Source organism: Pseudomonas sp. G2-4 (genome assembly GCF_030064125.1).
In the GTDB taxonomy this organism is placed as follows: domain Bacteria; phylum Pseudomonadota; class Gammaproteobacteria; order Pseudomonadales; family Pseudomonadaceae; genus Aquipseudomonas.
Window position 1 is genome coordinate 3,269,272 of sequence record NZ_CP125957.1, and the last position, 21,947, is coordinate 3,291,218.

Below are 21,947 nucleotides of genomic sequence, written 5' to 3' on the forward strand. Positions count from 1 at the left end.
TTTCCTTTGAAGGGGAAGCGCCGTTTTTTTTTGGGTGGGGTTTCATAGGTTGTGTGTATATCCGTTGCTGCGGTAACGGCTGCTGGCGGTTCCGCTCTTACAGCGGCTCACTTTTGAGAAGCGCAAAAGTAAGCAAAACGCTTTATGCCCCACCACTCGGCACCTCGCTAGGGCTCGGCGTGCCCTCACTCCGGCATTGCTCCGTGGGCCGCCGCGAAGGACCATCCATGGTCCAGCGCGGCTACCTCGGCATCCATGCCGAGGTGCCCACTGCGCAATACCTACGTTCGGCCATCGTGGTTAACGGGGCGCCGAGATCAACGTCCGCCGCGAGGCGGCCTGAGAGCCGACCTGGTTCTCTCGGTCGTACTCCGCTCCAACTGTGGGAGCGAGCCTACTCGCGAAGGCGGCTTTATAGTCGACCTAGCTCTCCCGTCTGTACTCCGCTCCAACTGTGGGAGCGAACCTACTCGCGAAGGCGGCTTTATAGTCGACCTAGCTCGCCTGTCTGTACTCCGCTCCAATTGTGGGAGCGAGCTCGCGATGACGACAGTAAATCCAATCTCTATCTATCTGAACCAACGCCTTCGCGAGCAGGCTCGCTCCCACAGGGGAAATGCGATCACCCTGAATCAGGCCGGCTCTCAGGCCGCCTCGCTTTTGATTTTGATCCGGGGCGCCCCGTTAAACCACGCTGGCCGAACGCAGGCATTGCGCAGTGGGCATCCCGGCATGGATGCCGGGATAGCCGCGCTGGACCATGGATGGTCCTTCGCGGCGGGCCCACGGAGCAATGCCGGAGTGAGGGCATGCCGAGCCTAGGCGAGGCACCGAGTGGTGGGGCAAAAGCGTTTTGCTTACTTTTGCGCTTCTCAAAAGTGAGCCGCCGTAAGGGCGGAACCCTAAGTCGCCGTTACCGCAGCAACGGATATACACACAAACCAAGCCCCCCGCCAAGGCCTCAATCAACCACGAACCCGCCGATGGTCGGCGAAGAACGGTTTCCCCGCCCCGATACGATCCGAGGCCTTCGGCACATTGGCAGCCTGCCCATCCTGCCCGTCAACGTACCAGTAGCAATGTTGCACAGCACGGGTAATACCCACGTAGGCCAAACGCAGAATCTCGTCTTTTTGCGCCGTGTCGTAGGGCTCGGCATCGCCGTCCTGGCCCAGCCCGGCCATTCGATAAACCTGGTTCTTGTACGGCGAACTAGTCAAGTGCTGGCAATCGCCCAACAAAAATACCGCATCGGCCTGAAGCCCCTTGGCACTGTGATAGGTCATCTGCCGCAGCCGTCGTGCCTCGTAGGGCAAGTTAGAATCAACATTAACTGTCGAGATAATATGATTTTGTATCAATAGCTTATCGCTACTTTTTCGATACAGCATCAAGATTGAATCACCCTTGCGATAATGCTCATCCAGCCGCTGCGCCAGGCCTTCGTCGTCTCGGTCCAGCACATTGACCGGGCTCAGCGAACGGGTCTGCCCACTGGCCTTGGCCTTTTTCCCCGGGATAGCCGTCGCCGCACGCACGATGTGTTCGGCGGCATCGATGATGTGCTGGTGGCTGCGGTAGTTGTCAGTGAGCATTACCCGGGTGTGCGTTGGCGACGGGAACTGCTTGTTGAACCCCATGAAATAGCTGGGGGAACTGCCACGCCAACCGTAGATCGACTGCCAATCGTCACCGACGCACAGCAAGGAAGAGCGCTGTGCGCCGCGCCCTACGTGCATGGCCGGGCCACGGCTACGCACTTCGCGAAGACTGGCGCGAAGCCATGAGACAATCTGTGGCGAAACGTCTTGGAACTCGTCGATCATCAGATGCGATAACGGTCGAAGCAGTGAGTCGCTGAGCAGTTTGAAGTTTTCCGGCGAATGCTCGCTGAATAGCGCGAACATCCGGTTGTAAGTCATGACCGGCGGCGACTGATCGAGCAAATGATCTTCGAATGCACGCCAGTAACGACTCAGCGCCTCGAAGAAATAGCGATCAGGGTCGTCCTGGGAAAAACACATCCGTCCCACTGCATCCGGCACATCCAGGCCAAGGTTCTCGATAAAACCGGCGGCGACGACAAAGCAATCGAGCAACGGAGCCGAACCCAGCTCGCCCTTGACCTTGTAATCGAACCCAGGGCCTGCGCTGGCATCTCCCGCCAGCGAGGCAAGCACCCTCCTTGATGCCTCATAGGTTTCCAGCCATATCAGTGGCTTACGACAGAAAGCTTGAAACAGGGTACGCTTCACAGCCCATTCCGCACGGATACTCAACTTGGCACCTGGCCGACTGAGCCGGGCGTCCTCTCGCGGATCGAAGCCCAACATCACCCAAGCATCCAAGGATGGGATGTAACCGTGGCAATGGAACGTCGAGCCATTGATCTCGAATGTCTGGCGTTTTGGCTCGATCCCGTTGATCGGCCAAGCGCCAGCACGGAACCACAGGTCTTCGATCCCGTCGCACAGCTCTTCGTCGCGTAGTGCCGCCAATTCGGTCACGGCCACGCGCTTTTGTACATCCGGGTGATCACGCTCCAACTCCTTGAGCTGCAATGCGTGCCGGGACAGCGGCTTGATCAGCTCACGGAAACGCTCATCACGCTGATAAAGGCCGTGATAACAGGCGTTGAGTTGCTGGCGCTGAGCATCGTTGATGCGCAAGTCGAAGGGATTCTCCTGGACGTCGTCATCGCCCGGTCCAGCTCGATGGCTCAAGGTCTCGAAGGCCTGGAGACGCTCAAATCCAGGCAGGCTGCGCACCATGGGCAAGATGCGCGAGTGGAAGGTGCGCACTAGGTCGCGCGCTTCCTTGAGACTGACCGTCCGCCCCCACAGGGCAAACACTTCGATCAGTTTCTGGATGAAGTCCTTGCGCGATTCACGGGTGAAGGTCACCACCGTCATGGAGTCCAGTTCGAAACCCAGGTAATGAGACAGCAACACGATACGCAGCACCAGTGTCGTGGACTTGCCCGCACCCGCGCCGGCCACTACCGAGGTCGCAGGCGTATCACTGAATATCATTTTCCATTGCGCCGCACTGGGTTGCGCCTGTGCCGGCAGCAATCGGGCAACGTCTGCCTTGATGCGTTTCTTCAGTTCGGCAGGCAACGGCAAGCGCCAGTCGTCAAACAACAGGTCATCGACCTTCGGCGCCGGATGTTCGGTACTGCGCGAGTCGCGGATCAACAGGACCTGGCGACCCTCTTCCAGCCCTTCAGTCCTGCCTTCTTGATAGCCATAGTCAAAACCGGCGGTATGGCCACTGCGAAAGCCATCGGCCTGACCGTGCAGCCAGGACGCCCGATGCTGGGCGCGCAGGCGCGTCAGGCCGTGACCAAAAAAGCGGGCGGCCAGGCGCTTGAACAGCGGCATCTGGGCCAAAGGCAGCAGGTCAGGGGGAAGATCGGGAGTGTGTTGCGACACGCTGGGAGACTCCGGTGTTCTGAATCATGACGGCTATGGTGTCTGGATTTGCCGTCAGGTTCCACCCAAAAGCTTTTAAGTCATGGATTTAGGCGATGAAGTGAAAGTGCTATCGCACACTGGCATCATCGTAGGCTGGAGGGATTGCTATCGGGACCAAGCTCGCTCCCATAGGGATTGCGGCGGAGTCGGAATCGCAGATCCCTGCAAACCCAAATGTGGGAGCGAGCTTGCTCGCGATGAGGCGACCAAAGACTTAATTTATTACAGATCAATTAGTTACAGAAATTATCTAAAGATAATACTACGATGTAAGAGACCACTGGCGAGGGAGCAAAGTCCCTCGCCACAAACGGCGTCACTTATCAGTAATAGCAGCATCCACCAACGACTGCGCCTCAACCACCAGTTGCTTGAGGTGCTCATCACTAATGAAGCTCTCGGCGTAGATCTTGTAGATGTCCTCGGTGCCAGACGGACGCGCTGCGAACCAGCCGTTTTCGGTCATCACCTTCAAGCCGCCGATGGCCTGGTCATTGCCTGGCGCATTGCTGAGAATGTTCTGGATCTTCTCCCCGGCCAACTCGGTGGACGCGACCTGCTCCGGCGACAGTTTGCTCAGCAATGCCTTCTGCTGCGGACTGGCCTTGGCGTCGACGCGTACCGAGAACGGTTCGCCCAGTTCATCGGTCAAGGCACGGTAGGCCTGGCTTGGGTCGCGACCGGTGCGGGCGGTCATTTCAGCCGCCAGCAACGCCGGAATCAGGCCGTCCTTGTCGGTGCTCCAGACGCCGCCGTCCTTGCGCAGGAACGAAGCACCGGCACTTTCTTCGCCACCAAAGCCCAGGGAGCCATCGAACAGACCGTCGGCAAACCATTTGAAGCCGACCGGTACTTCATAGAGGCGCCGGCCCAGGCGTTTGGCGACGCGATCGATCAAGCCGCTGCTGACCACCGTCTTTCCCACGGCGGCATCAGCGCGCCATTGCGGGCGATTCTGGAACAGATAATCGATGGACACTGCCAGGTAGCTGTTCGGCGCCAACAGGCCACCGGACGGCGTCACGATTCCATGGCGGTCATGGTCCGGGTCGCAGGCGAAGGCCACGTCGAAACGCTCCTTCAGGCCGATCAGCCCTTGCATGGCGTGGCTGGAGGACGGGTCCATGCGAATCTGCCCGTCCCAATCGACGGTCATGAAGCGGAAGGTGGAGTCCACATGGGTGTTCACCACTTCCAGGTCGAGGCGGTAATGCTCGGCGATGGCCGGCCAGTAGCGCACTCCCGCGCCGCCCAGTGGATCGACGCCCAAGTGCAACCCGGCACCGCGAATAGCGTCGAAATCGATGACATTGCCCAGGTCCGCCACGTAGGTGTTGAGGTAATCGTGACGGTGGGTGGTGTCGGCCTTCAGGACCTGTTCATAGCTGATGCGCTTGACCCCCGCCAACTGATTGGCCAGCAGTTCGTTGGCCTTGGCTTCGATCCATTTGGTGATGTGGGTATCGGCCGGGCCGCCATTGGTGGGGTTGTATTTGTAGCCCCCGCTCTGCGGTGGGTTGTGGGACGGTGTGATGACAATGCCGTCCGCCAGGCCCGAGGTACGGCCTCGGTTGTAGCAGAGAATGGCGTGGGAAATCGCCGGCGTCGGGGTGTATTCATCACCCTCGGCGATCATCACGGTCACACCGTTGGCCGCGAACACTTCCAGTGCGCTTGCGCCCGCCGGGGTCGACAGCGCATGGGTATCGATACCGACGAACAGCGGCCCGTTGATGCCCTGGGCTTCACGGTACAAGCAGATCGCCTGACTGATTGCCAGCACGTGCCACTCGTTGAACCCCAGATCGAAGGAACTGCCGCGGTGACCGGAGGTGCCGAATGCCACGCGCTGGGTTGCAACCGAGGCGTCGGGTCGGCCGGTGTAGTAGGCCGTCACCAGTCGCGGGATATCGATCAACAACTCTGCCGGTGCCGGCTTGCCCGCAAATGGACTGACTGTCATGCAATACCTCTGGATGGAGTGACTCGGGAAATAGGATGCAGTTTACTGACAGTTCGACCATGGTGCGATGGGTTCGATCCATCCCCTCCATCAGGATTGCTCGAGCCTCAAGGCATCGGCCAGCGCGCAGAGCGCTATGTCCAGGTCGTCCGACGCGTTCAAGGCATGAGTCAGACGCATATGCTGCCCGTACAACCCCTGGATGCTGAACAGCTCGCCCGGGGCGATGACAATTCGCTGGGCAAGCAGGCGCTGGAAGACCCGCCGCAGATCGACTGGGCGCGATGACCGCATCCAGATCGTCGCGCCACCTTCCGGCACGACCCATTGCAGGCTGTCCCCCAGCCGTTCACGGAGCAATTGCGTCGCCGACACCGCGCTTTCACGCAGCAAGCGCCGCAAGACCAGTAAGTGCTGATCGATCCGACCGTTGCTGTACAAGCGGGCAATGGCTTTCTGGCGAATCGGCGACAGACGAAAGGCGCGCAATAGAAAATGTCGCTGCAATTGCAGGGTCAATTGGCGCGACAACACATAACCATAGGGCGCCTCTGGGCCGATGGTTTTCTCGAACGTGGAATAGACGATCAATCGGTCCGGGTCGAGCAAATCCCGAAAAGGCACAACGCCTGCCTCGAAGGCAAGGTCGGCGTAGCTGTCGTTTTCCAACACCCAGGTGCCGTGCAGCGCCAGCAGGCGTGCCACCGCGTGGCGGTTGTGTTCAAGAATGAGCGTGCCCCTGGGCATGCTCAAAACCGAAGACAGCACCACCAGACGCACCGTTTCGCTCACCAGCAGGTGCTCCAGTTGCTCGGTATTGATCTCCCCGCCTGCCCGCAACGGCAGCTCGATGACCCGGATCTCTGCGCCCTGCAACAGGCGCAGGATGGTCCAATCACAGGGTGATTCGATCAGTACCGTGGCGCCCTTCAGCGCCAGCACGGCGATCAGGATTTCCAGGACGCCGCGCAGATCGGCGCCGATATAGACATCATCGGCGCTCCAGCAGCGGGAGGCAGACGAGGTATAGCGGGCGGCCAGCGCAGCACGCAGCTCCAACTCGCCCCAGGGTTGCGAGGGCGCCTGCGAGGAGCGTGGGTACTGGCGCAGCAGTTCGCGCTCGAGCAACAACAATGGGCTGTCCAGTGGCTGCATCGATGCCGGCTCATCCGCACTGAGCACCCGCATGCCCGGTCGCCGTGCATTGACGTACAGGGTCTCGAGCAAATCACCGCCGCCGCCCAGGGTCGCAACGCAAGGCACCGGCAACGCGTAGTAACCAGACTTGGCAATCGAGTAGACCCTGCCTTCCTTTTCCAGCAACGAATAGGCGTATTGGATGGTAGAAATCGACACGTCCAAGCGTTCGGCCAATTGTCGCAGCGACGGCAGGCGCACCCGCGCATCAGCCCCCAATTCGTTGATCAAGGTCGTCAGGTATCGATAAACCGCCTGGTAGGCGAAGTCTGTTTCCCGGCATCCCTTCACAGGATCTGCCCCAAAAAACGGGCCGTGACCGATCCTGCCGGCACACCGGGAACAACGGCCGGATAAGGTATGGATGAATCCGCCAAACCTCGTTCCTCAGTGTCTTGCCGAGCGTTCGCACAGCTCATCAGCGCCCTGCCCGGCTTCCTCGGTGTCCACAGCTTGCGCATCGACCCCCGATACCGCGTCCTGTTCCGACAGCGCAATGCGGGCTTGGTACAGTTTGGTGAGCAGACCAATGGGTAGGCCGCTGACGTCGACCATCCACTGCTCCACCTGATCAGTAACGCTCGCGCCTTGCATGGCCTTGTGCAGATCCGGCAGCGCCACCAGCATGCCGGGATGGCAGCAACGCAGGAAGTGCTCCAGGCCTGCGCCGTTCTCCACGAAGGGGGCAAACAACATGCACACCAGTTGCGCTTCATTGAGCCCAAGTTTTTTTTGCGCTTCGATGGCGGCCTGGGCACGGCGCTCGGGGATGGCCGAAGGCGTACCAAACAGCTCTCGAGCTTGCTGGCAGGCGTGCTCAGGCAGTTGCTTGCGATGCATGATCATGACCGCTCGCTGTACGTAATCGCCGTAGCCGTCCTCGTAACTGCGCCCTTGCAGATAACAGGCTTGCAGGCCATGCAGATGCGCCGACAGGAGCGGACTGACGTATTCATTTTCGGGCGCGGATACGACTAGATTCTCAGTCTGAACCCGCAGGAACTCGTTGAAGAGCGGCCAGTTGGTTCCTTCCAAGCGGTCGACCAACAGGTCGTCGATACCGATATGACCCACTCGCCGACATGCCTCGAAATGGCCTTCGGGCTTCCATGCGTAGAGGTGATCCTGGCTCCGGAATGCCTGGTAGAGATCGCTGCCCAAGGTGTCGAGCTGGGCAAAGAGGCTGTCGAAGCCGCCATTGTGGTCCATGGCCAGGCCGATCTTGCGGCTGGCGCGCCGAAGACCCGACATGAACTGTTTTTGCTGGCGCGGCGTATCACTGCTGACCAACGAATCGACCCCCGATTCCCAGCGAGCCATGTGCCAATAGAGTTCCGCCATCGCCAGGTAGCCGTCGTCGCCCACCTCAAGAGGACTGTCCGCCGAGCGCAGATGCCCCAGCACCAGCATGTCCGTGCGACAAGCCTCATGCCCGGCCACCGAAAGTGGTTGATTGTGATTGAACGGCAGCACTTCACGGTTATCGGCCATCAGCAGCTCGACCCGGGGATCGTCGTAGACAAACAGCGCGCTGTAGCAGTGGTGAATGTTTTCCAGGGTCGACTGGGTGGTCTCGCTCATGCGCGGCGTGGCGACACGCAAGTCAAAGGTCACCGGATGCCTGCCCGCAATGCTGAGTTGCGCGGCCCGCAAGGCTGTCAGCACATAAAAGCTCTCCCGACTGCCGTTCTGGACTGTCAGCACGCGATAATCGCCAATCCGGTCAATGCCTCCGGCGGCGACAATTAAACGCTGGATCAAAAGCTGCAACGCGGTACGTTCTGCACGGGAATAGAAACCCAACAGTCGTTGCAATATCTGTTGATATACGTGAGTCATTGCCTGCTCATGAATTGCACTCATAGCCATTTACCTGGAATTCGAATATCGGCACCGCACTCGCACCAACGTGAGCGTGCGACGTGTAGATCAGAATGAAGTGTTCTAGTACTGCAGAGAGTATTAGCAATACGCTTGATTTTTGCTTGTCGTAATTATTTGATACACACGCCCCGCGCTGGACCACTCCATTTCAGAATAGCCCTGGAAGCCGCTATATCATTGGCCTCCGGCGGTTTTCCTGTGCGTCCTAGGAGAATTCCGACAACGTCCCACAGACAATGAGTACGAGAAACAAAGAATAAGCCGAACTTAGGTTTTCCTCCTGCCTCCCCCTGTTTTCCCCAAAGTCGACAGATGCCCTTATACCAAGTAATGCTTGGAGTGCCTTGAACAGGCAGCGAAGGTTCGAAACCTTCGAAAAAGTTATACCGCGCCACGACTTCTTCCTTGAGATGGAAATCAGCGTTCAATTATCAGGACTTAAACAATGATTAGAAGATACAGATTAGGGACAAAAACCAGTTCAGATGTCGGCGGGCGAACAGATTCGCTTCTGGTTTCCAGCGAACAGGCGTCGCTCGTGCAAGGATTCGCTGGTCGGGCGCCAGGGCACCACCGTCAGGCGGGAGGCGTCGCAATCATGGAAAAAGGAGGGATGGGCGGTCAGGCCGGAGGCAGCGCAAGAGCCCGGAAGATGGCTCCTGCGCCAGAGAGGCATCAGGCAGGATCGACTACCTGGAGGGCAACACGTTCACGGCAAGGGCATTCGCCCATGTAACGGTGAGCCTCGACAAACTCGGAGAACGGGAACACCCGGGTCTTGAGTGGCAACAATACGCGGTCGGCGGTGAGTTGATTGATGTCACGCAGCGCTCGTTGCAACGCCACCTGGTCCTGGACGATGCCCAGTTCCGGCTTGCCGGTGAAGTTGCCGATGCAGTGCACAAAGAACTGAATGTTCTTCTGGAACGCCGCACACGCCGGAAACGGTGTCTGGTTGCCGCCCTGCAAGCCATACAACACCAGGCTGCCACGCGGCGCCAATACATCGCCGAGCAGCGACATCTGCGGCCCACCGAGGCCGTCGAACACCACATCGACACCACGGTTGTCGGTGAGCTTGTTGATTTGCATCAGCAAGTCCTGCTCTTCGGTGACGATGACTTTTTCAGCCCCCAGCGACAGCAGGTAGTCACGCTCATCAGCGGTCTTGGTGGCCGCGATCACCCGCACTCCCAGGGCCTTACCCAGTTGCACGAAGGAAGGCCCCGCGCAGTGGCTGGCATCGGTCACCAGGGCAAACTGCCCGGGCTTGACCCGCGCCAGGTCCACGTAGGCGAAATAAGCAATCAGCAGCGGCGTGTAATGCACCGAGGCTTCGATCGGGCTGAGCACGTCGGGATAACGGGTCAAGGCGGTGCGCGGCAGCACGATGACCTCACCGTACACCGGATAATCGTTCGGGCTCTCGGCAGGGAAGCTGGCGACCTTGTCGCCCACGGCCAAATCGTCGATACCGTCGCCCACGGCCGTTACCACTCCGGCCATTTCATGGCCCAGGCCTGAAGGCAGACGAGCCTGGGACGACGCCAGGTTCTGGCGCCACAGGGTGTCGTACCAACTGATGCCGATCGCTTCGACACGAACCTGCACTTCTCCTGGGGCAGGAAGAGCCGCCGCATGCTCTTCGCATTTGAGCACCTCGGCACCGCCAAACTTGTGAAAACGGATCGTGCGGGACATCGCAAACCTCGTCAAAGTAACCTCTAATGCCATGAACTCTATCCGGGCTTTGGAGCCAAGACCATCAGTGGCTATTAATAGTCGACATGCCTGTCATTGATTCCGCAGCAAGAAATCGGATCCGTTCTGTAGGAAAAAGCAATTAGCCGGTGCAGAGTACCAGCCTTTCCCCGTAAGATTCATGCCGGCCATTGTTCTCATATGACCGCTGACGTCAAGCTTGCTGAACCTGCCAGGACCCCAGATGAATCGTAATGACCTGCGTCGTGTCGACCTGAACCTGTTGATCGTGTTCGAAACACTGATGCATGAACGCAGTGTAACCCGCGCTGCCGAGAAACTGTTTCTTGGCCAACCGGCCATCAGCGCCGCGCTGTCGCGCCTGCGCAGCCTGTTCGATGATCCGTTGTTCGTGCGCACCGGCCGCAGCATGGAGCCGTCGGCGCGAGCAGTCGAGATCTTCGCCCTGCTCTCCCCAGCCCTGGATTCGATTTCCACGGCGGTCAGCCGGGCGGCGGAGTTCGACCCGGCCACCAGCACCTCGGTGTTCCGCATCGGTCTGTCGGACGACGCCGAGTTCGCCCTGCTGCCCATGCTGCTCAAACGCCTGCGGGCCGAAGCACCGGGCATTGTCCTGGTGGTGCGTCGGGTCAACTACATTCTGATGCCAGGGTTGCTGGCCTCCGGGGAAATCTCCATCGGTGTCAGCTATACCGAAGATCTGCCGGCCAACGCCAAGCGCAAAGTCTTGCGGCGCAGCATGCCCAAAGTGCTGCGGGCTGACACGGCCCCAGGACGGCTGACCCTGGACGAATTCTGCGTCCGGCCCCATGCGCTGGTGTCCTTCGCCGGTGACTTGAGCGGTTTTATCGACGAAGAGTTGGGAAAACTCGACCGCAAGCGTCATGTGGTCTTGGCCGTACCGCAGTTCAATGGCCTGAGCACACTGCTGGCAGGCACTGACATCATCGCCATCGTGCCCGACTACACTGCCGACGCACTGACCGCCGCTGGTGGCGTACGCGCCGAAGACCCACCGCTTCCGGTGCGCAGCTTTGAGCTGCACATGGCCTGGCGCGGGTCCCAGGATAACGACCCGGGCGAGCGTTGGTTGCGTTCGCGGATTCAGATGTTCTTTGGGGACCCCGATAGCCTTTAATGGAGTTCCAGTGAATTCCATAAAACTGTTTTATAACAATAGGTTATTGGTAATTTCAGTCCATTGCCGCCTGTCTATATCCAATGGATTCCACGACTCATGGGGGCATAATTGGGGGCAAATTTCGGTTCCTTGAAAAGGATGCCCCCACCGATGCCCCCAGATAATGCGGTCGTTTTCAAACGAAAACTCAGCGATGCCTTGATCCGCTCCCTGACAGAACCTGGCAAACACGCCGATGGCGAAGTCCCTGGCCTCTACTTGGAGGTCAGGGCGTCGAGCAAGGTCGGCAAATCCCCTTCCAAGGTGTGGCGATTGAAGTATCGGCTGCATGGCAAGGAAAACCGCTTCTCCATCGGCGCTTACCCCGACATTGGTCTCAAGGAGGCGCGCGACATCGCCCGCGGCGCACGCCGCGACGTGGCTAACCAAACCGCACCGCTCAAGGCCAAGACCGCCAAGATCGAAGCGCACCTGCTCAACGAGGTGCGCACCTTCGAATACGTAGCCAAGCAATGGATGACGTTCAAGTCTGCCGAGCTGGTAACCAAATCCATCTCGGGGTTTAACGGAGCGCTGAACAACCACATTTTGCCCGTGATTGGTAAAAAACCGGTCGGCGAGATCAAGCTGGAGCACATCACCACAATCATTACGGAGTTGCGACGTCAGCGCACCATGGCCATGGCCCGGCGCGTGCGTACCATCATCCGTGCCGTTCTGGGTTTTGCCGAGGGGCGCGGATGGGTGGAACGCAATGTGGCGCTCAGCAACATTGAGGAGTTGAAGATCCGCCATGTCGTGACCAGCAACCCAGCGATCGAAAGGCCAGCCGACCTAGGCAGGTTTCTCCTGCGTCTGGATGACTGCAACGACGGCAGCGTTGCCGCCGCAATGCGTCTGCTGGTCATGTTGCCGGTCCGCCCAGGCGAACTGGTGCGGATGCGCTGGGAAGATGTCGACTTGGTGGGCGCCGATTGGCGTTATGTGGTGAGCAAGACCAAGCATCTGGATAAGAGCAAGCACATCGTGCCGTTGCCTGAGCAAGCCTTGGTTCAGTTACGCGAGCTACATAAAACCCGCGTGGTGGATGAAGAAGGCAAAGGCTGGGTGTTCGTCTCGCCGGTCTATCCGGGTCGTCCCATAAACCCGACCTCCATGCTCAAGTCCTTTCAGCGTATCTGGCCGGAGTACAACATCACTGCCCACGGCTTTCGCGCCACCTACCGGACCATTGCCCATGAGCACTTAGGTATCGATCCAATCGTGCTCGAACTGTCCTTATCCCACCGGATGCCAGGTGCGTTGGGGGCTGTGTATGCCCGCGCGCAATTACTAGTGCAACGCCGGGAGGCGGCTCAACAATGGGCGAACTACTTAGACCAGTTGCGGCAAAACGCTGCGCACGTGACCTCAGATTGAGGATGCAGCGCAAGGAATTAGGAGATGGAGTGGGAAACGAGGCATGCATCAATTCCTATCGTCTGACTAAGGAGGGATGTAGTGACCTTGAAACCTTGGATAAGCACCCTATTCATCACACACTGCGGCAACTCAACAAGAAGTACGAGGGGGCTGTCCGCAGTTTAGAATGTAGCTTCGCATCGAAGCTATAGCGCAAGTGTGCTACAGCCAAATCGTGGAGTTTCCCTTTAGAATCAGAAATCCGATCAGCGCGTGCAGGCAATGCTATTTATTGAGTTTTATATTGCGCTAAACCTATGGAACGTACGCCTTCCCCTGTGCCTCCACATTTTCCAGCCCGAGGGCTTGATCGATCGCGCTCAGTGCGCGCAGCATGCACGGCCGGCACGCTTGAGGTCGTCTTGTGAGGTGGCGGATGTGATCGTGAGATTGCCTTCGCGCAACAGCTGGCCACTGACGTAGACCACCCCGCGGTGCACCACGTCGGGTACATAGTCGCCGCGCGGCGCGGGCGGGTCGGGGAGCACGACACCGAGTTGGGCAAGCTTTGCGCACGAGATCATGCGGGCTCCTTGTGATGGACAGACCGTCGGGAGCCGACAGCCTACTATCCGGAAACCTGCGGTTTACTTGCCCAGAATGTTCTTCAACGCAGCGGTATGGCCGGCCGGGTCGTTTACGCTGGACATCACTTCGATGATGGTGATCTTCTGATCGTTCATCGTCATCAACGAGGCCATCAGTAGTTTCAGGCCGTTGAAATCGTCGGTACCGTCCAGGCGGTACATCTTCAAGCCGTTCACCTGAATGGTCTTCTCGCTAGTCATGCGAAAGTTGGGTGACGTGGCCTGCTGCTTTTCCTTCAAGGTATCCACGGCAAGGCGAAACGCAGCGTCCGGGGTGGTGCCCGCAGTCGGCGCCGGACCTTCGGTAACGATGATGGCCCGCTCGCTTTTCGGATCGAAGTACATCGTGCCGCCGTTCTCGCTGTTTAAGATACGGGCCTCGACGCCTTTCAGCGCGAACTTCAGCTTGCCGCCTGCCAGGGACACCGATTGCGTGTCCGATGCCGCCGTAGCGGCTTTTTCAGGCGGAGCAGCAACTGCCATGGTGACCGCGCCACTCAAGGCAGCAAGCACGCACAAGGAACGGGTCCAGCCCAACAGCAAATGCTTCGACATTGATAGCGCCTTTGTTTTCAGGCCGTCGAATACCGACGGCCTGTCGTGCGAACAGCCTAGCTTACTTGCCTGCTCACTTGCCCAGGATGTTGTTCACAGCCGCAGCGTGTCGGATAGGTGCCCAAGGAGATGCGCTTTTTCTTGCCGAACCAGTAGTAGCGCAGATGCCACGATTTGCCACCGGTGGGTGTGACCACCAGGCCTAGGCCGTCAGTTTCGGGGATGCTGTAGGTTTTCTCGGCGGCCTGGCTTGCCGCACGGCCAGATCAGAGAGTGCCATCATCAAACGCCTAAGTCGTGAGACTTGGGCTCGATGCTGCTGGTCATCCCGATCCAACCCCAGCAACAACCCGGAACCGGCGCCACCCGTACTCCTTGGCCTCAATTCTGGCCTCAAAAACGTTGGCTGTCGGTGGATTTTCGTGGCGTTTGCTGGAACGAAAAAAGGAGCCGAAGCTCCTCTTTTCAAATACCTACAGACGCCAATGGAAGTCTGTAGATCACAATATGGAGCGGGAAACGAGACTCGCATCCGGTGTCCGACTCATTGAAATCTATAGGGTTTCTGTTATTCCTGAAGCAGGAATGGACTTGATTCTGGACTTGTTTTGAAGCTGTATCAAGAGCAAAAGCAGTAGCAATTCCAAGCCACGCTATCGAGGTCTATCGACAGCAAATCGGGGGAAGCAGTCATTCAGCCATGCAATCCAGCTCGCCGGATGTCAGCCCAAGCTTTGCTCCTGAGGGGAATTGGCATAATATGCCAATGAATAAAAGTACCTTTTGGTATGCAACTGGAGCTAATTATGGCGACGCGAAACGTTGTGCTCACCCCTCACCAGGAACAGGTTATCCAGGACCTGGTGCAGTCCGGCCGTTATCAAAATGCCAGCGAGGTAATGCGAGAAGGCTTACGGCTATTGGAGCAACGCGTCGCCGAAGACACCGCCAAAATTGAGGCCCTGCGTAAGGCGACCTCGATCGGCATCATGGACCTTGAACACGGGCGCTTTACTCAGGTGAACGAAGGGGATTTGGAGCACTGCCTCGAGGGCTTGAGCCTGGACGCCACCCTCCCCGCGCGCTAAACACTGAGCATGCTGCAGTATCGGATTTCCAACGCCGCGCGCGCCGACATTGTCGACATCCTAAGGCTCTCCCAGACGCAGTTCGGCGATCAAGCACGCCAGCGCTATCAGGCGCTGATCCTCACGGCGCTGCAAGCGATTGCCGACACGCCTTATCGAGTTGGCAGCCACGACCTCGATGAGCTTGCACCGGGCCTTCGCAGCTATCACCTTATCTATTTACGGCAGCAGGCTAAACACCCCCATGGAACGGTCAAAAGCCCTCGCCATGTCGTGTTCTATCGCGTGGCAAGCGACGACGTGATCGAGGTCGTCAGACTCCTTCATGACGCCATGGAAGTGCAGTTGCACCTGCCTAACGATTGATCACAGACATAGCCCCAAGGCTTAAGTGGCCGTGAACAGCAAAGGTGAGGCACATCCCTCTACGTCTCAATCTGAACGCCCAACGCTATCACCCGATTCGGCACTGCCACACTATCGAGGTCGGCGGCGGGTTGATATCAAGCCCTCCCTCAAGGATGGCGTACCGGAAGAATTGATTTAAGCAGGTTCGGTACGTCTCCGCCGTTCAGCGTGTATTGGGCAGAACGCAGGTAAACTCTTCGCCGCCATAGCGAGCCACCAAATCGTAGGGGCGTCCGGAGTACCGCCTGCTGGTCTATCTTTGCTCACATCCGAACCGAGTCCTTACGCATCAGCAACTGCTCAAGGCTGTGTGGGGCCAATACGCCTCACCTCCGAGTATTCATGGAAGGCGGGCGTAAAAAGTCGAAGGAAACCCTCCCCCAGCCACGACAGCTCACTACCGAAATGGAGGTAAAAGCCTTCAAGTCGCGGTATACGAAGTTTCACTGATCCAAAGCTTCTGTGGCGCAGGCATTTGAAACGCCCCTGCTGGACTGCTCACGAGCGTAAATCGTCACGGAAGCGCGCAACTTACTGCCGCCGAAAACACACATTTTGTCGAACGCCTTGTGGCTGACGGGAAGGTGCTGGCAATCAAGTGCCTGACGGTGCTGACTATGATCAATATCTGGATCATGCAGGTAGACGAAGTCCTCATCGTAATCAGTGACAATGACCCAGTGTGGGGCTTTTGAGCGCGTCAGTCGGTAGCTGCTGATCAACACCAGGGGTTGACCGCCCTCCTTCAGTGCGAGGGCCAGGTCCAGTTGGTTGCTGCTCACCTGCTCCACATCACTCTGCGCGAGCTCGCTGCAGAACGCTTCGTGTACCAGGCGCATTACTTCTTTTTTATGCTCGTCGCGCACGCCGTCGAGAAATAGCGGACCTGTGATACTCACTTGCAAGCGTACTCGAAACCCCCGGCGCCAGGCCGCGAGTGCCAACCCTTGGGGACTGCAACCACCGTGCCCTGAAGTCATGAACACCGTGGTGGCTTCACGCCAGATCTGCAGTTCGTCCCTACGCCCGATTAAACGATCAGGTTGCAATGCCTTCATGGCCATCAAGAGGCAAGCCGGGCCGCAGGTAAACTCAGTGGTCTGTTGGTAGTAAGGTACCTGGAGCTCACGGTTTTCCCGATGCTGCACAACGCGCTTTTCCAAGCGCAGCGCATGCAAATGGTCTTCGTAGTAGTCGTTTACCACGGCGAAGCGCCGGTACCCATTGCGCTCATAAAGACTGATGGCAACCGGATTATCCGGTCGGACTTCCAGTCGCAGGTAGGCGCAGTCGTTCGCGCGTGCGCACTCTTCCGCCTGATCCAGTAGCTGTTTCCCCAAGCCCAGGCCACGACTATGGGTGGCGATGGCGATGGAGTACAGACGCGCCAGCGAGGTGCCGCGGTGGAACAAGACCAGGCAGTAGCCCATCAATTGGCTCTCGGCCTGCGCGACGATCAGGCTGGCATGGGCTCGGCCGATCATCCACTGGAAACTGCGCGGCGTGAGCCGGTCATGAGTAAAGCACTGGTTTTCCAGTTCCAGCAGAGACTTCAGGTCATCATGTGTCGCCTTGCGAAATACCAGATTCATATAGCCGCCGTAAAAGTTGCGTAACGAAACGAGACTTTTAAAAAGTATCGTGCTTAATAGATAAGGACTTGTTCTCCAACGGACCTTCTCATATGTCAGCGGTACAGGGTGATTTGCGTGAAGTATCAGAGCAAAATCGGCTAACGGCAATATCAAACCTTACTTATTTATCGAGCGCATCCAGACTGCAAAACCAAGTCGTTATTATTGTTGAGCGAAAAGAAGACTGGGCGTCTTATTTCCCATCAGACGATGTGATGAGTGCCCAGGAATATCTTGAACAACCCCTTGAAAGCGAGGCTGGCAAGCGTGTTCAGGTTATCAATCTGTGTCGGAGCTACAAGTACCTAGGACACGGGTATTACTGTTCATTGCTGGCAGAAGCACGCGATCATAAAGTTATTCCGTCTGTGCGAACCATCAGCGAGTTGACCCGAAAGTCACTGTACAGCCTAGCGTTGGATGACTTGGACAAGGCGCTGGACAAAGCACTGAATAACCACCTTTATAGTAATATCGAAGGATTCACGCTCACTCTTTACTTTGGCAAAACCAACCTTGAGCCTTTGCAGGAACTGACCCGGCAAATTTTCGAAATTTTCCCATGTCCGATCCTCTTGGTGGAGTTCCGTAAAAGCAATAGTTGGCACATTGAGGGGATAAAGCCTGGCGTCTTGCAAAAGCTACGCGAAGACCAGGAGGATCAATTTTCCAACTCGCTGGACAGTTTCAGCCGCAAGATCTGGCGAGTAGCGCGGTCACCCCGCGTGGCCCGTTACGACCTGGCCATATTGCATGACCCACAAGAATCGCTGCCGCCTTCCAATGCCAAGGCACTGGAAAGTTTTATCAGGGTGGGCAAAGGTCTGGGCATCGATGTCGATCTGATCGAAAAGAAAGACTACTCACGAATAGCCGAGTATGACGCCCTGCTGATTCGCGAAACCACCAGCGTGGATAACCACACCTATCGCTTCGCCAAGAAGGCGGAAAGCGAAGGCCTGGTGGTGATGGACGATCCCACTTCAATCCTGCGCTGTACCAACAAGGTGTACCTGACTGATCTGCTCAAAAGCCATCAATTGGGTATGCCGGCAACCGAGATTCTCTACAAGGAGCGACCGGAAGACTTCGAGCGAGTCGGTGAACGCCTGGGCTTTCCATTAGTGCTGAAGATTCCCGATGGTTGTTTTTCCCGTGGCGTAATCAAGGTTGAAAGCCAACAGGCGCTGCTGGATGCCACCGCTGAGCTCTTCGAGCACTCGGTATTGCTACTGGCTCAGGAGTTCTTCTACACCGAGTACGACTGGCGCATCGGCGTACTCAACCGCAAACCGATTTTCGCCTGCCAGTACTTCATGTCCAAAGGTCACTGGCAAATCTACAACCACAAAGCCAAGGGCCAGGACATTAATGGGGAATGCCGCACCTTGGCGGTTCACGAAGCACCGCGGGCGGTGGTGGAGCTGGCGGTGAAGACCGCGAATCTCATTGGCGATGGTTTGTACGGGGTCGATCTGAAACAGTCGGGGGATAAGGTGGTGGTAATCGAGGTTAACGACAACCCGAACATGGACGCGGGCATCGAAGACGCATACTTGCAAGACGACCTGTATTCCTTGGTTCTGGAAGAGTTCATTCGCCGCCTTGAGCTGAAACGTCGCGGTCAGGCCTGGTGAATACTTGATCCGCTACACGACCTGCAAGACACTGACTTCCTCCGTCAACAACGCCATAGGTCAGACGTGATCAAGAGTTTCCTACTCGCCAATGGGGCGCTGGTACCGGTTGAACAGCTCAATGCTGATGTGATGTTGTTCAGCAATCCCGATGCGGCAGAACGAGATCTGTTGCGCAGCGAGTTCAAACTGGACGATCACGCGCTGGCTTCGGCACTGGATCCGGACGAAGTCTCACGCATCGAATTCCATCCGGATAACCTGTTCTTGATCTGGAAGCGTCCGGAAAGTTACTCGGGCGGAGATAGCCTGGCCTTTGAGGTCTCATCGTTCGGCTTGCTCTTCTCTAAAACACGCTTGCTGATAATCGCGACTGACGACTCCCAGTTGAGTGGATTGGGGCAGCGGCACCCCTTGCACACAACGCAAGATGTGCTGCTGGACATACTGTTCAACAACCTCCACCACTACCTGGGTCACCTCAAGGTGATCAAGATGGTGGCTCGCGAGCTGCAGCAGAAATTCAACGCCTCGATGGAGAATCGACATCTGGTCCAGATGTTTAACCTCAGCGAAAGCCTGATCTACTACATCAATGCGATTCACAGCAATGGCGCTGTCCTGACTCGGCTGCGCAACCATGCGGAAAAAGAGCACTTCAGTGTCGAGGCGATTGCGCTTATCGACGATTTGATCATCGAAAACACCCAGTGCAACAAACAGGCGGAAATCTACTCCAGGGTGTTTGCCGGCTTGATCGACGCACGCGGCAATTTGATGAACAACACCATGAACAACCTGTTACGCAAACTGACGCTGATCAATGTGGTTTTCCTGCCTCTCAACCTGATCGCTAGCATTGGTGGCATGTCCGAGTTCAGCATGATGACCTCAGCCGTTCCCTGGTGGGTTGCCTATCCGCTTTTTCTCACGGGAATGGTCGTAGCCGGGGGCCTGATGGTTATCGCGCTCAAGCGTCTGACACGTGCTTCATCCAGCATGAATGGCCCGCATTGAACGAGCCCCTCTGGATACTCGATGACTCTTTTACATCTCGACCTGTGTGCCCAGCTCTATCACCCGGTTCAACGGTAACTTGAAGTACTTCAGGTTGCTATTGGCGTTCTTCAGCAAAAACGCGAACAGGGTTTCTCGCCAACGGGCCATTCCGATGCGCTTGGTCGGGATCACCGTCTCCCGGCTGAGGAAATAGGTGGTGCGCATCGGACTGAAGTCCAGTTCACCCAAGTGACAGAGACTCAAGGCCAAGGGGACATCGGGCTCCTCGATAAAGCCAAAGTGCAGACTGACCCGGAAGAACCCTTCTCCATAGGCTTCAACCTCAAACCGTCGGTCAGCACTCACACGAGGGCTGTCTTCGGACACCACTGTGAGCAATACGACTTGCTCATGCAAAACCTGGTTATGCAGCAGGTTGTGCAGCAGTGCATGAGGAACAGCATCTGTCCTAGCCGTAAGAAACACTGCCGTACCTTGCACCCGATGGGGAGGCTGCGTACGGATGCTGCCGATGAATAGCGGTAGAGGAAGTGCGGTTTCATCCAGCCGCTCAACAATAATCTTTCTGCCCCGCTTCCAGGTCGTCATCAAGATGAACAGACCGATTCCGGCAATCACTGGGAACGCACCGCCTTGAAAGATCTTCGGTGCGTTCGCGGCAAAATACAGGCTGTCTACCAGCAAGAAACCTAGCAGCAACGGAATGGCCAGCCAACGTGGCGTTTTCCAAAGCAGGAGCACGACCGCCGATGCCAAAATCGTGGTGATCAGCATGGTGCCAGTGACTGCAACGCCATAAGCGGCAGCCAGGGCACTGGACGACTCGAAGCCGATGACTAGCAACACGACACCGACCATTAATGCCCAGTTGACCGTGCCGATGTAGATTTGCCCCTGTTCGTGGCTGGAGGTGTGCTGGATAAACATGCGCGGGACATACCCTAACTGGATAGCCTGTCGCGTCAGGGAGAAAGCACCGGAGATCACTGCCTGGGAGGCGATGATGGTCGCCAGCGTGGACAGCGCGACCATGGGCAGCAATGCCCAGCTTGGCGCCAGCAGATAGAAAGGATTACGAACGGCCTCAGGGTTCTCAAGGATCAGGGCACCCTGACCAAAATAGTTGAGCGCCAACCCTGGCAGTACCAACATGAACCACGCACGAGAGATCGGTCTGCGACCGAAGTGGCCCATGTCTGCATAAAGCGCCTCTGCACCGGTCAAGGCCAATACGACGGCGCCCAGGATTGCCACACCGACACCGGGGTGGACGATGAAGAACCGTAATGCCCAAACGGGGTTCAGCGCCTCAAGCACCTCAGGTCGCTGCAAGATGCCATGAATCCCGAGTGCCCCCAACACCACGAACCACAACACCATGACCGGCCCGAACAGGATGCCAATCCGCGCCGTGCCATGTTTCTGTATCAGGAACAGCGCCACCAACACGATGACCGACAACGGCACCACCCAATTCTCTACGCCATCAAAGGCAAGCTGGAGCCCTTCAACCGCGGATAGCACTGAAATAGCCGGGGTGATCATGCTGTCCCCGTAGAACAGCGCCGCGCCAAACAGGCCTAGCAGCACTAGTACCTTGCTCATGTTCGGATAAGATGCAGACGCGCGACGGGCCAGAGCCGTCAAAGCCATGATGCCGCCTTCCCCCTGGTTGTCGGCCCTCAGAATGAACAGTACGTATTTGATCGAGACAACCCAGACCAACGACCAGAAAATCAGCGACAGGATGCCCAGCACCCCATCGTGACTGGCTTGAACCCCGAAGTGCCCGGAAAACACCTCTTTCAGCGTATAGAGAGGACTGGTACCGATATCGCCATAGACCACGCCGACGGCGGCAATGACCAAGCCGACGCCGGATGTTTTGGACGGTGAGGTTTCGTGTGCAATGGTCGCCGTTTCACTCAAGGGGGGCTTCTCTCAGACTGCGGGAGTAAGTACATGGCGTCCCTGGGCGTTATCACTGCAACGCAGATAAAGCACAGAGCGCCAGAAACGCGCTTAGTATCCCGGCGGTGGGGTAAAGGCTCCGTAAAAAAACTGTAAAAATTCACGCTGGTTGGTCCAGGTCGAAGCCGTCCTCTTGCAGCGCTCCTCCCGATCACCATCCAAGCTTATTTACAATTTCATGACGGTAGGGTGTATCGATCTGC

Annotated in this window: 16 protein-coding genes and 1 pseudogene; 7 read left to right on the forward strand and 10 right to left on the reverse strand. The window is 57.4% G+C overall.

The features are described from left to right. Positions 1-965: 965 nt before the first annotated feature. From QNH97_RS14000 to QNH97_RS14020, 5 genes are all read right to left on the reverse strand, one after another. Positions 966-3,434 carry a UvrD-helicase domain-containing protein gene (locus QNH97_RS14000; RefSeq protein WP_283557374.1) on the reverse strand — a complete coding sequence of 823 codons (2,469 nt, stop codon included), beginning with the start codon at positions 3,432-3,434 and terminating at the stop codon, positions 966-968. 358 nt (positions 3,435-3,792) lie between these two features. Then, positions 3,793-5,439 carry a phosphoglucomutase (alpha-D-glucose-1,6-bisphosphate-dependent) gene (gene pgm, locus QNH97_RS14005; RefSeq protein ID WP_283557375.1) on the reverse strand — a complete coding sequence of 549 codons (1,647 nt, stop codon included), beginning with the start codon at positions 5,437-5,439 and terminating at the stop codon, positions 3,793-3,795. Between the two features lie 90 nt (positions 5,440-5,529). Further along, positions 5,530-6,927, reverse strand: a complete 1,398-nt coding sequence (locus QNH97_RS14010; RefSeq protein WP_283557376.1) for an aminotransferase-like domain-containing protein — start codon at positions 6,925-6,927, stop codon at positions 5,530-5,532. Between the two features lie 96 nt (positions 6,928-7,023). Next, positions 7,024-8,499 carry a hypothetical protein gene (locus tag QNH97_RS14015; RefSeq protein WP_283557377.1) on the reverse strand — a complete coding sequence of 492 codons (1,476 nt, stop codon included), beginning with the start codon at positions 8,497-8,499 and terminating at the stop codon, positions 7,024-7,026. 696 nt (positions 8,500-9,195) lie between these two features. Then, positions 9,196-10,221, reverse strand: a complete 1,026-nt coding sequence (locus QNH97_RS14020) for a zinc-dependent alcohol dehydrogenase family protein (RefSeq protein WP_283557378.1) — start codon at positions 10,219-10,221, stop codon at positions 9,196-9,198. A gap of 244 nt (positions 10,222-10,465) precedes the next feature. Between QNH97_RS14020 and QNH97_RS14025 the strand changes: the two genes are divergently transcribed. Both QNH97_RS14025 and QNH97_RS14030 read left to right on the forward strand, forming a co-directional pair. After that, positions 10,466-11,380, forward strand: a complete 915-nt coding sequence (locus QNH97_RS14025) for a LysR family transcriptional regulator (protein WP_283557379.1) — start codon at positions 10,466-10,468, stop codon at positions 11,378-11,380. Between the two features lie 153 nt (positions 11,381-11,533). Further along, positions 11,534-12,802 carry a tyrosine-type recombinase/integrase gene (locus QNH97_RS14030; protein WP_283557380.1) on the forward strand — a complete coding sequence of 423 codons (1,269 nt, stop codon included), beginning with the start codon at positions 11,534-11,536 and terminating at the stop codon, positions 12,800-12,802. Between the two features lie 362 nt (positions 12,803-13,164). Here QNH97_RS14030 and QNH97_RS14035 read toward each other — a convergent pair whose 3' ends face one another. The 3 genes and pseudogenes from QNH97_RS14035 to QNH97_RS14045 all read right to left on the reverse strand — a co-directional run. Continuing rightward, positions 13,165-13,368, reverse strand: coding sequence for a RidA family protein (locus QNH97_RS14035; RefSeq protein ID WP_283557381.1), 204 nt, complete (start codon positions 13,366-13,368; stop codon positions 13,165-13,167). Between the two features lie 63 nt (positions 13,369-13,431). After that, positions 13,432-13,986: a DcrB/PsbP domain-containing protein gene (locus tag QNH97_RS14040; protein ID WP_283557382.1), complete on the reverse strand. Its 555-nt coding sequence runs from the start codon at positions 13,984-13,986 to the stop codon at positions 13,432-13,434. A gap of 110 nt (positions 13,987-14,096) precedes the next feature. Then, positions 14,097-14,266 (reverse strand): annotated as a pseudogene (locus QNH97_RS14045) (Arm DNA-binding domain-containing protein); the annotation flags it as partial. 526 nt (positions 14,267-14,792) lie between these two features. On the opposite strand from QNH97_RS14045, the gene QNH97_RS14050 reads away from it, so the two are divergent. The 3 genes from QNH97_RS14050 to QNH97_RS14060 all read left to right on the forward strand — a co-directional run bounded on the left by QNH97_RS14050 (position 14,793) and on the right by QNH97_RS14060 (position 15,841). Beyond that, positions 14,793-15,074, forward strand: coding sequence for a type II toxin-antitoxin system ParD family antitoxin (locus tag QNH97_RS14050; RefSeq protein WP_283557383.1), 282 nt, complete (start codon positions 14,793-14,795; stop codon positions 15,072-15,074). A 9-nt stretch (positions 15,075-15,083) separates the two neighbouring features. After that, complete coding sequence (locus QNH97_RS14055) at positions 15,084-15,440, forward strand: type II toxin-antitoxin system RelE/ParE family toxin (RefSeq protein WP_283557384.1); 357 nt, start codon at positions 15,084-15,086, stop codon at positions 15,438-15,440. Between the two features lie 290 nt (positions 15,441-15,730). After that, a complete protein-coding gene (locus tag QNH97_RS14060) occupies positions 15,731-15,841 on the forward strand; it encodes a helix-turn-helix domain-containing protein (RefSeq protein ID WP_283557487.1) in 111 nt (36 codons plus the stop codon). Between the two features lie 84 nt (positions 15,842-15,925). Here QNH97_RS14060 and QNH97_RS14065 read toward each other — a convergent pair whose 3' ends face one another. Beyond that, entirely contained in the window at positions 15,926-17,074 is a 1,149-nt protein-coding gene (locus tag QNH97_RS14065; protein ID WP_283557385.1) for a GNAT family N-acetyltransferase/peptidase C39 family protein, read from the reverse strand. A 92-nt stretch (positions 17,075-17,166) separates the two neighbouring features. On the opposite strand from QNH97_RS14065, the gene QNH97_RS14070 reads away from it, so the two are divergent. Together QNH97_RS14070 and QNH97_RS14075 are read left to right on the forward strand one after the other, a co-directional pair. Further along, positions 17,167-18,753 (forward strand): RimK family ATP-grasp domain-containing protein, encoded by a 1,587-nt coding sequence (locus tag QNH97_RS14070; protein WP_283557386.1) that lies wholly within the window; start codon positions 17,167-17,169, stop codon positions 18,751-18,753. Positions 18,754-18,819: 66 nt separating this feature from the next. After that, a complete protein-coding gene (locus tag QNH97_RS14075; protein ID WP_283557387.1) occupies positions 18,820-19,770 on the forward strand; it encodes a magnesium transporter CorA family protein in 951 nt (316 codons plus the stop codon). 30 nt (positions 19,771-19,800) lie between these two features. On the opposite strand, the gene QNH97_RS14080 is transcribed toward QNH97_RS14075, so the two are convergent. Further along, complete coding sequence (locus QNH97_RS14080; RefSeq protein WP_283557388.1) at positions 19,801-21,702, reverse strand: potassium transporter Kup; 1,902 nt, start codon at positions 21,700-21,702, stop codon at positions 19,801-19,803. Positions 21,703-21,947: the final 245 nt, after the last annotated feature.

Coding starts and splice junctions, on each gene's coding strand:
- pgm (WP_283557375.1), bottom strand. CDS start 5,439: ATGACAGTCAGTCCATTTGCGGGCAAGCCGGCACCGGCAGAGTTGTTG.
- QNH97_RS14015 (WP_283557377.1), bottom strand. CDS start 8,499: ATGAGTGCAATTCATGAGCAGGCAATGACTCACGTATATCAACAGATA.
- QNH97_RS14020 (WP_283557378.1), bottom strand. CDS start 10,221: ATGTCCCGCACGATCCGTTTTCACAAGTTTGGCGGTGCCGAGGTGCTC.
- QNH97_RS14025 (WP_283557379.1), top strand. CDS start 10,466: ATGAATCGTAATGACCTGCGTCGTGTCGACCTGAACCTGTTGATCGTG.
- QNH97_RS14030 (WP_283557380.1), top strand. CDS start 11,534: ATGCCCCCAGATAATGCGGTCGTTTTCAAACGAAAACTCAGCGATGCC.
- QNH97_RS14035 (WP_283557381.1), bottom strand. CDS start 13,368: ATGATCTCGTGCGCAAAGCTTGCCCAACTCGGTGTCGTGCTCCCCGAC.
- QNH97_RS14040 (WP_283557382.1), bottom strand. CDS start 13,986: ATGTCGAAGCATTTGCTGTTGGGCTGGACCCGTTCCTTGTGCGTGCTT.
- QNH97_RS14050 (WP_283557383.1), top strand. CDS start 14,793: ATGGCGACGCGAAACGTTGTGCTCACCCCTCACCAGGAACAGGTTATC.
- QNH97_RS14055 (WP_283557384.1), top strand. CDS start 15,084: ATGCTGCAGTATCGGATTTCCAACGCCGCGCGCGCCGACATTGTCGAC.
- QNH97_RS14065 (WP_283557385.1), bottom strand. CDS start 17,074: ATGAATCTGGTATTTCGCAAGGCGACACATGATGACCTGAAGTCTCTG.
- QNH97_RS14070 (WP_283557386.1), top strand. CDS start 17,167: ATGTCAGCGGTACAGGGTGATTTGCGTGAAGTATCAGAGCAAAATCGG.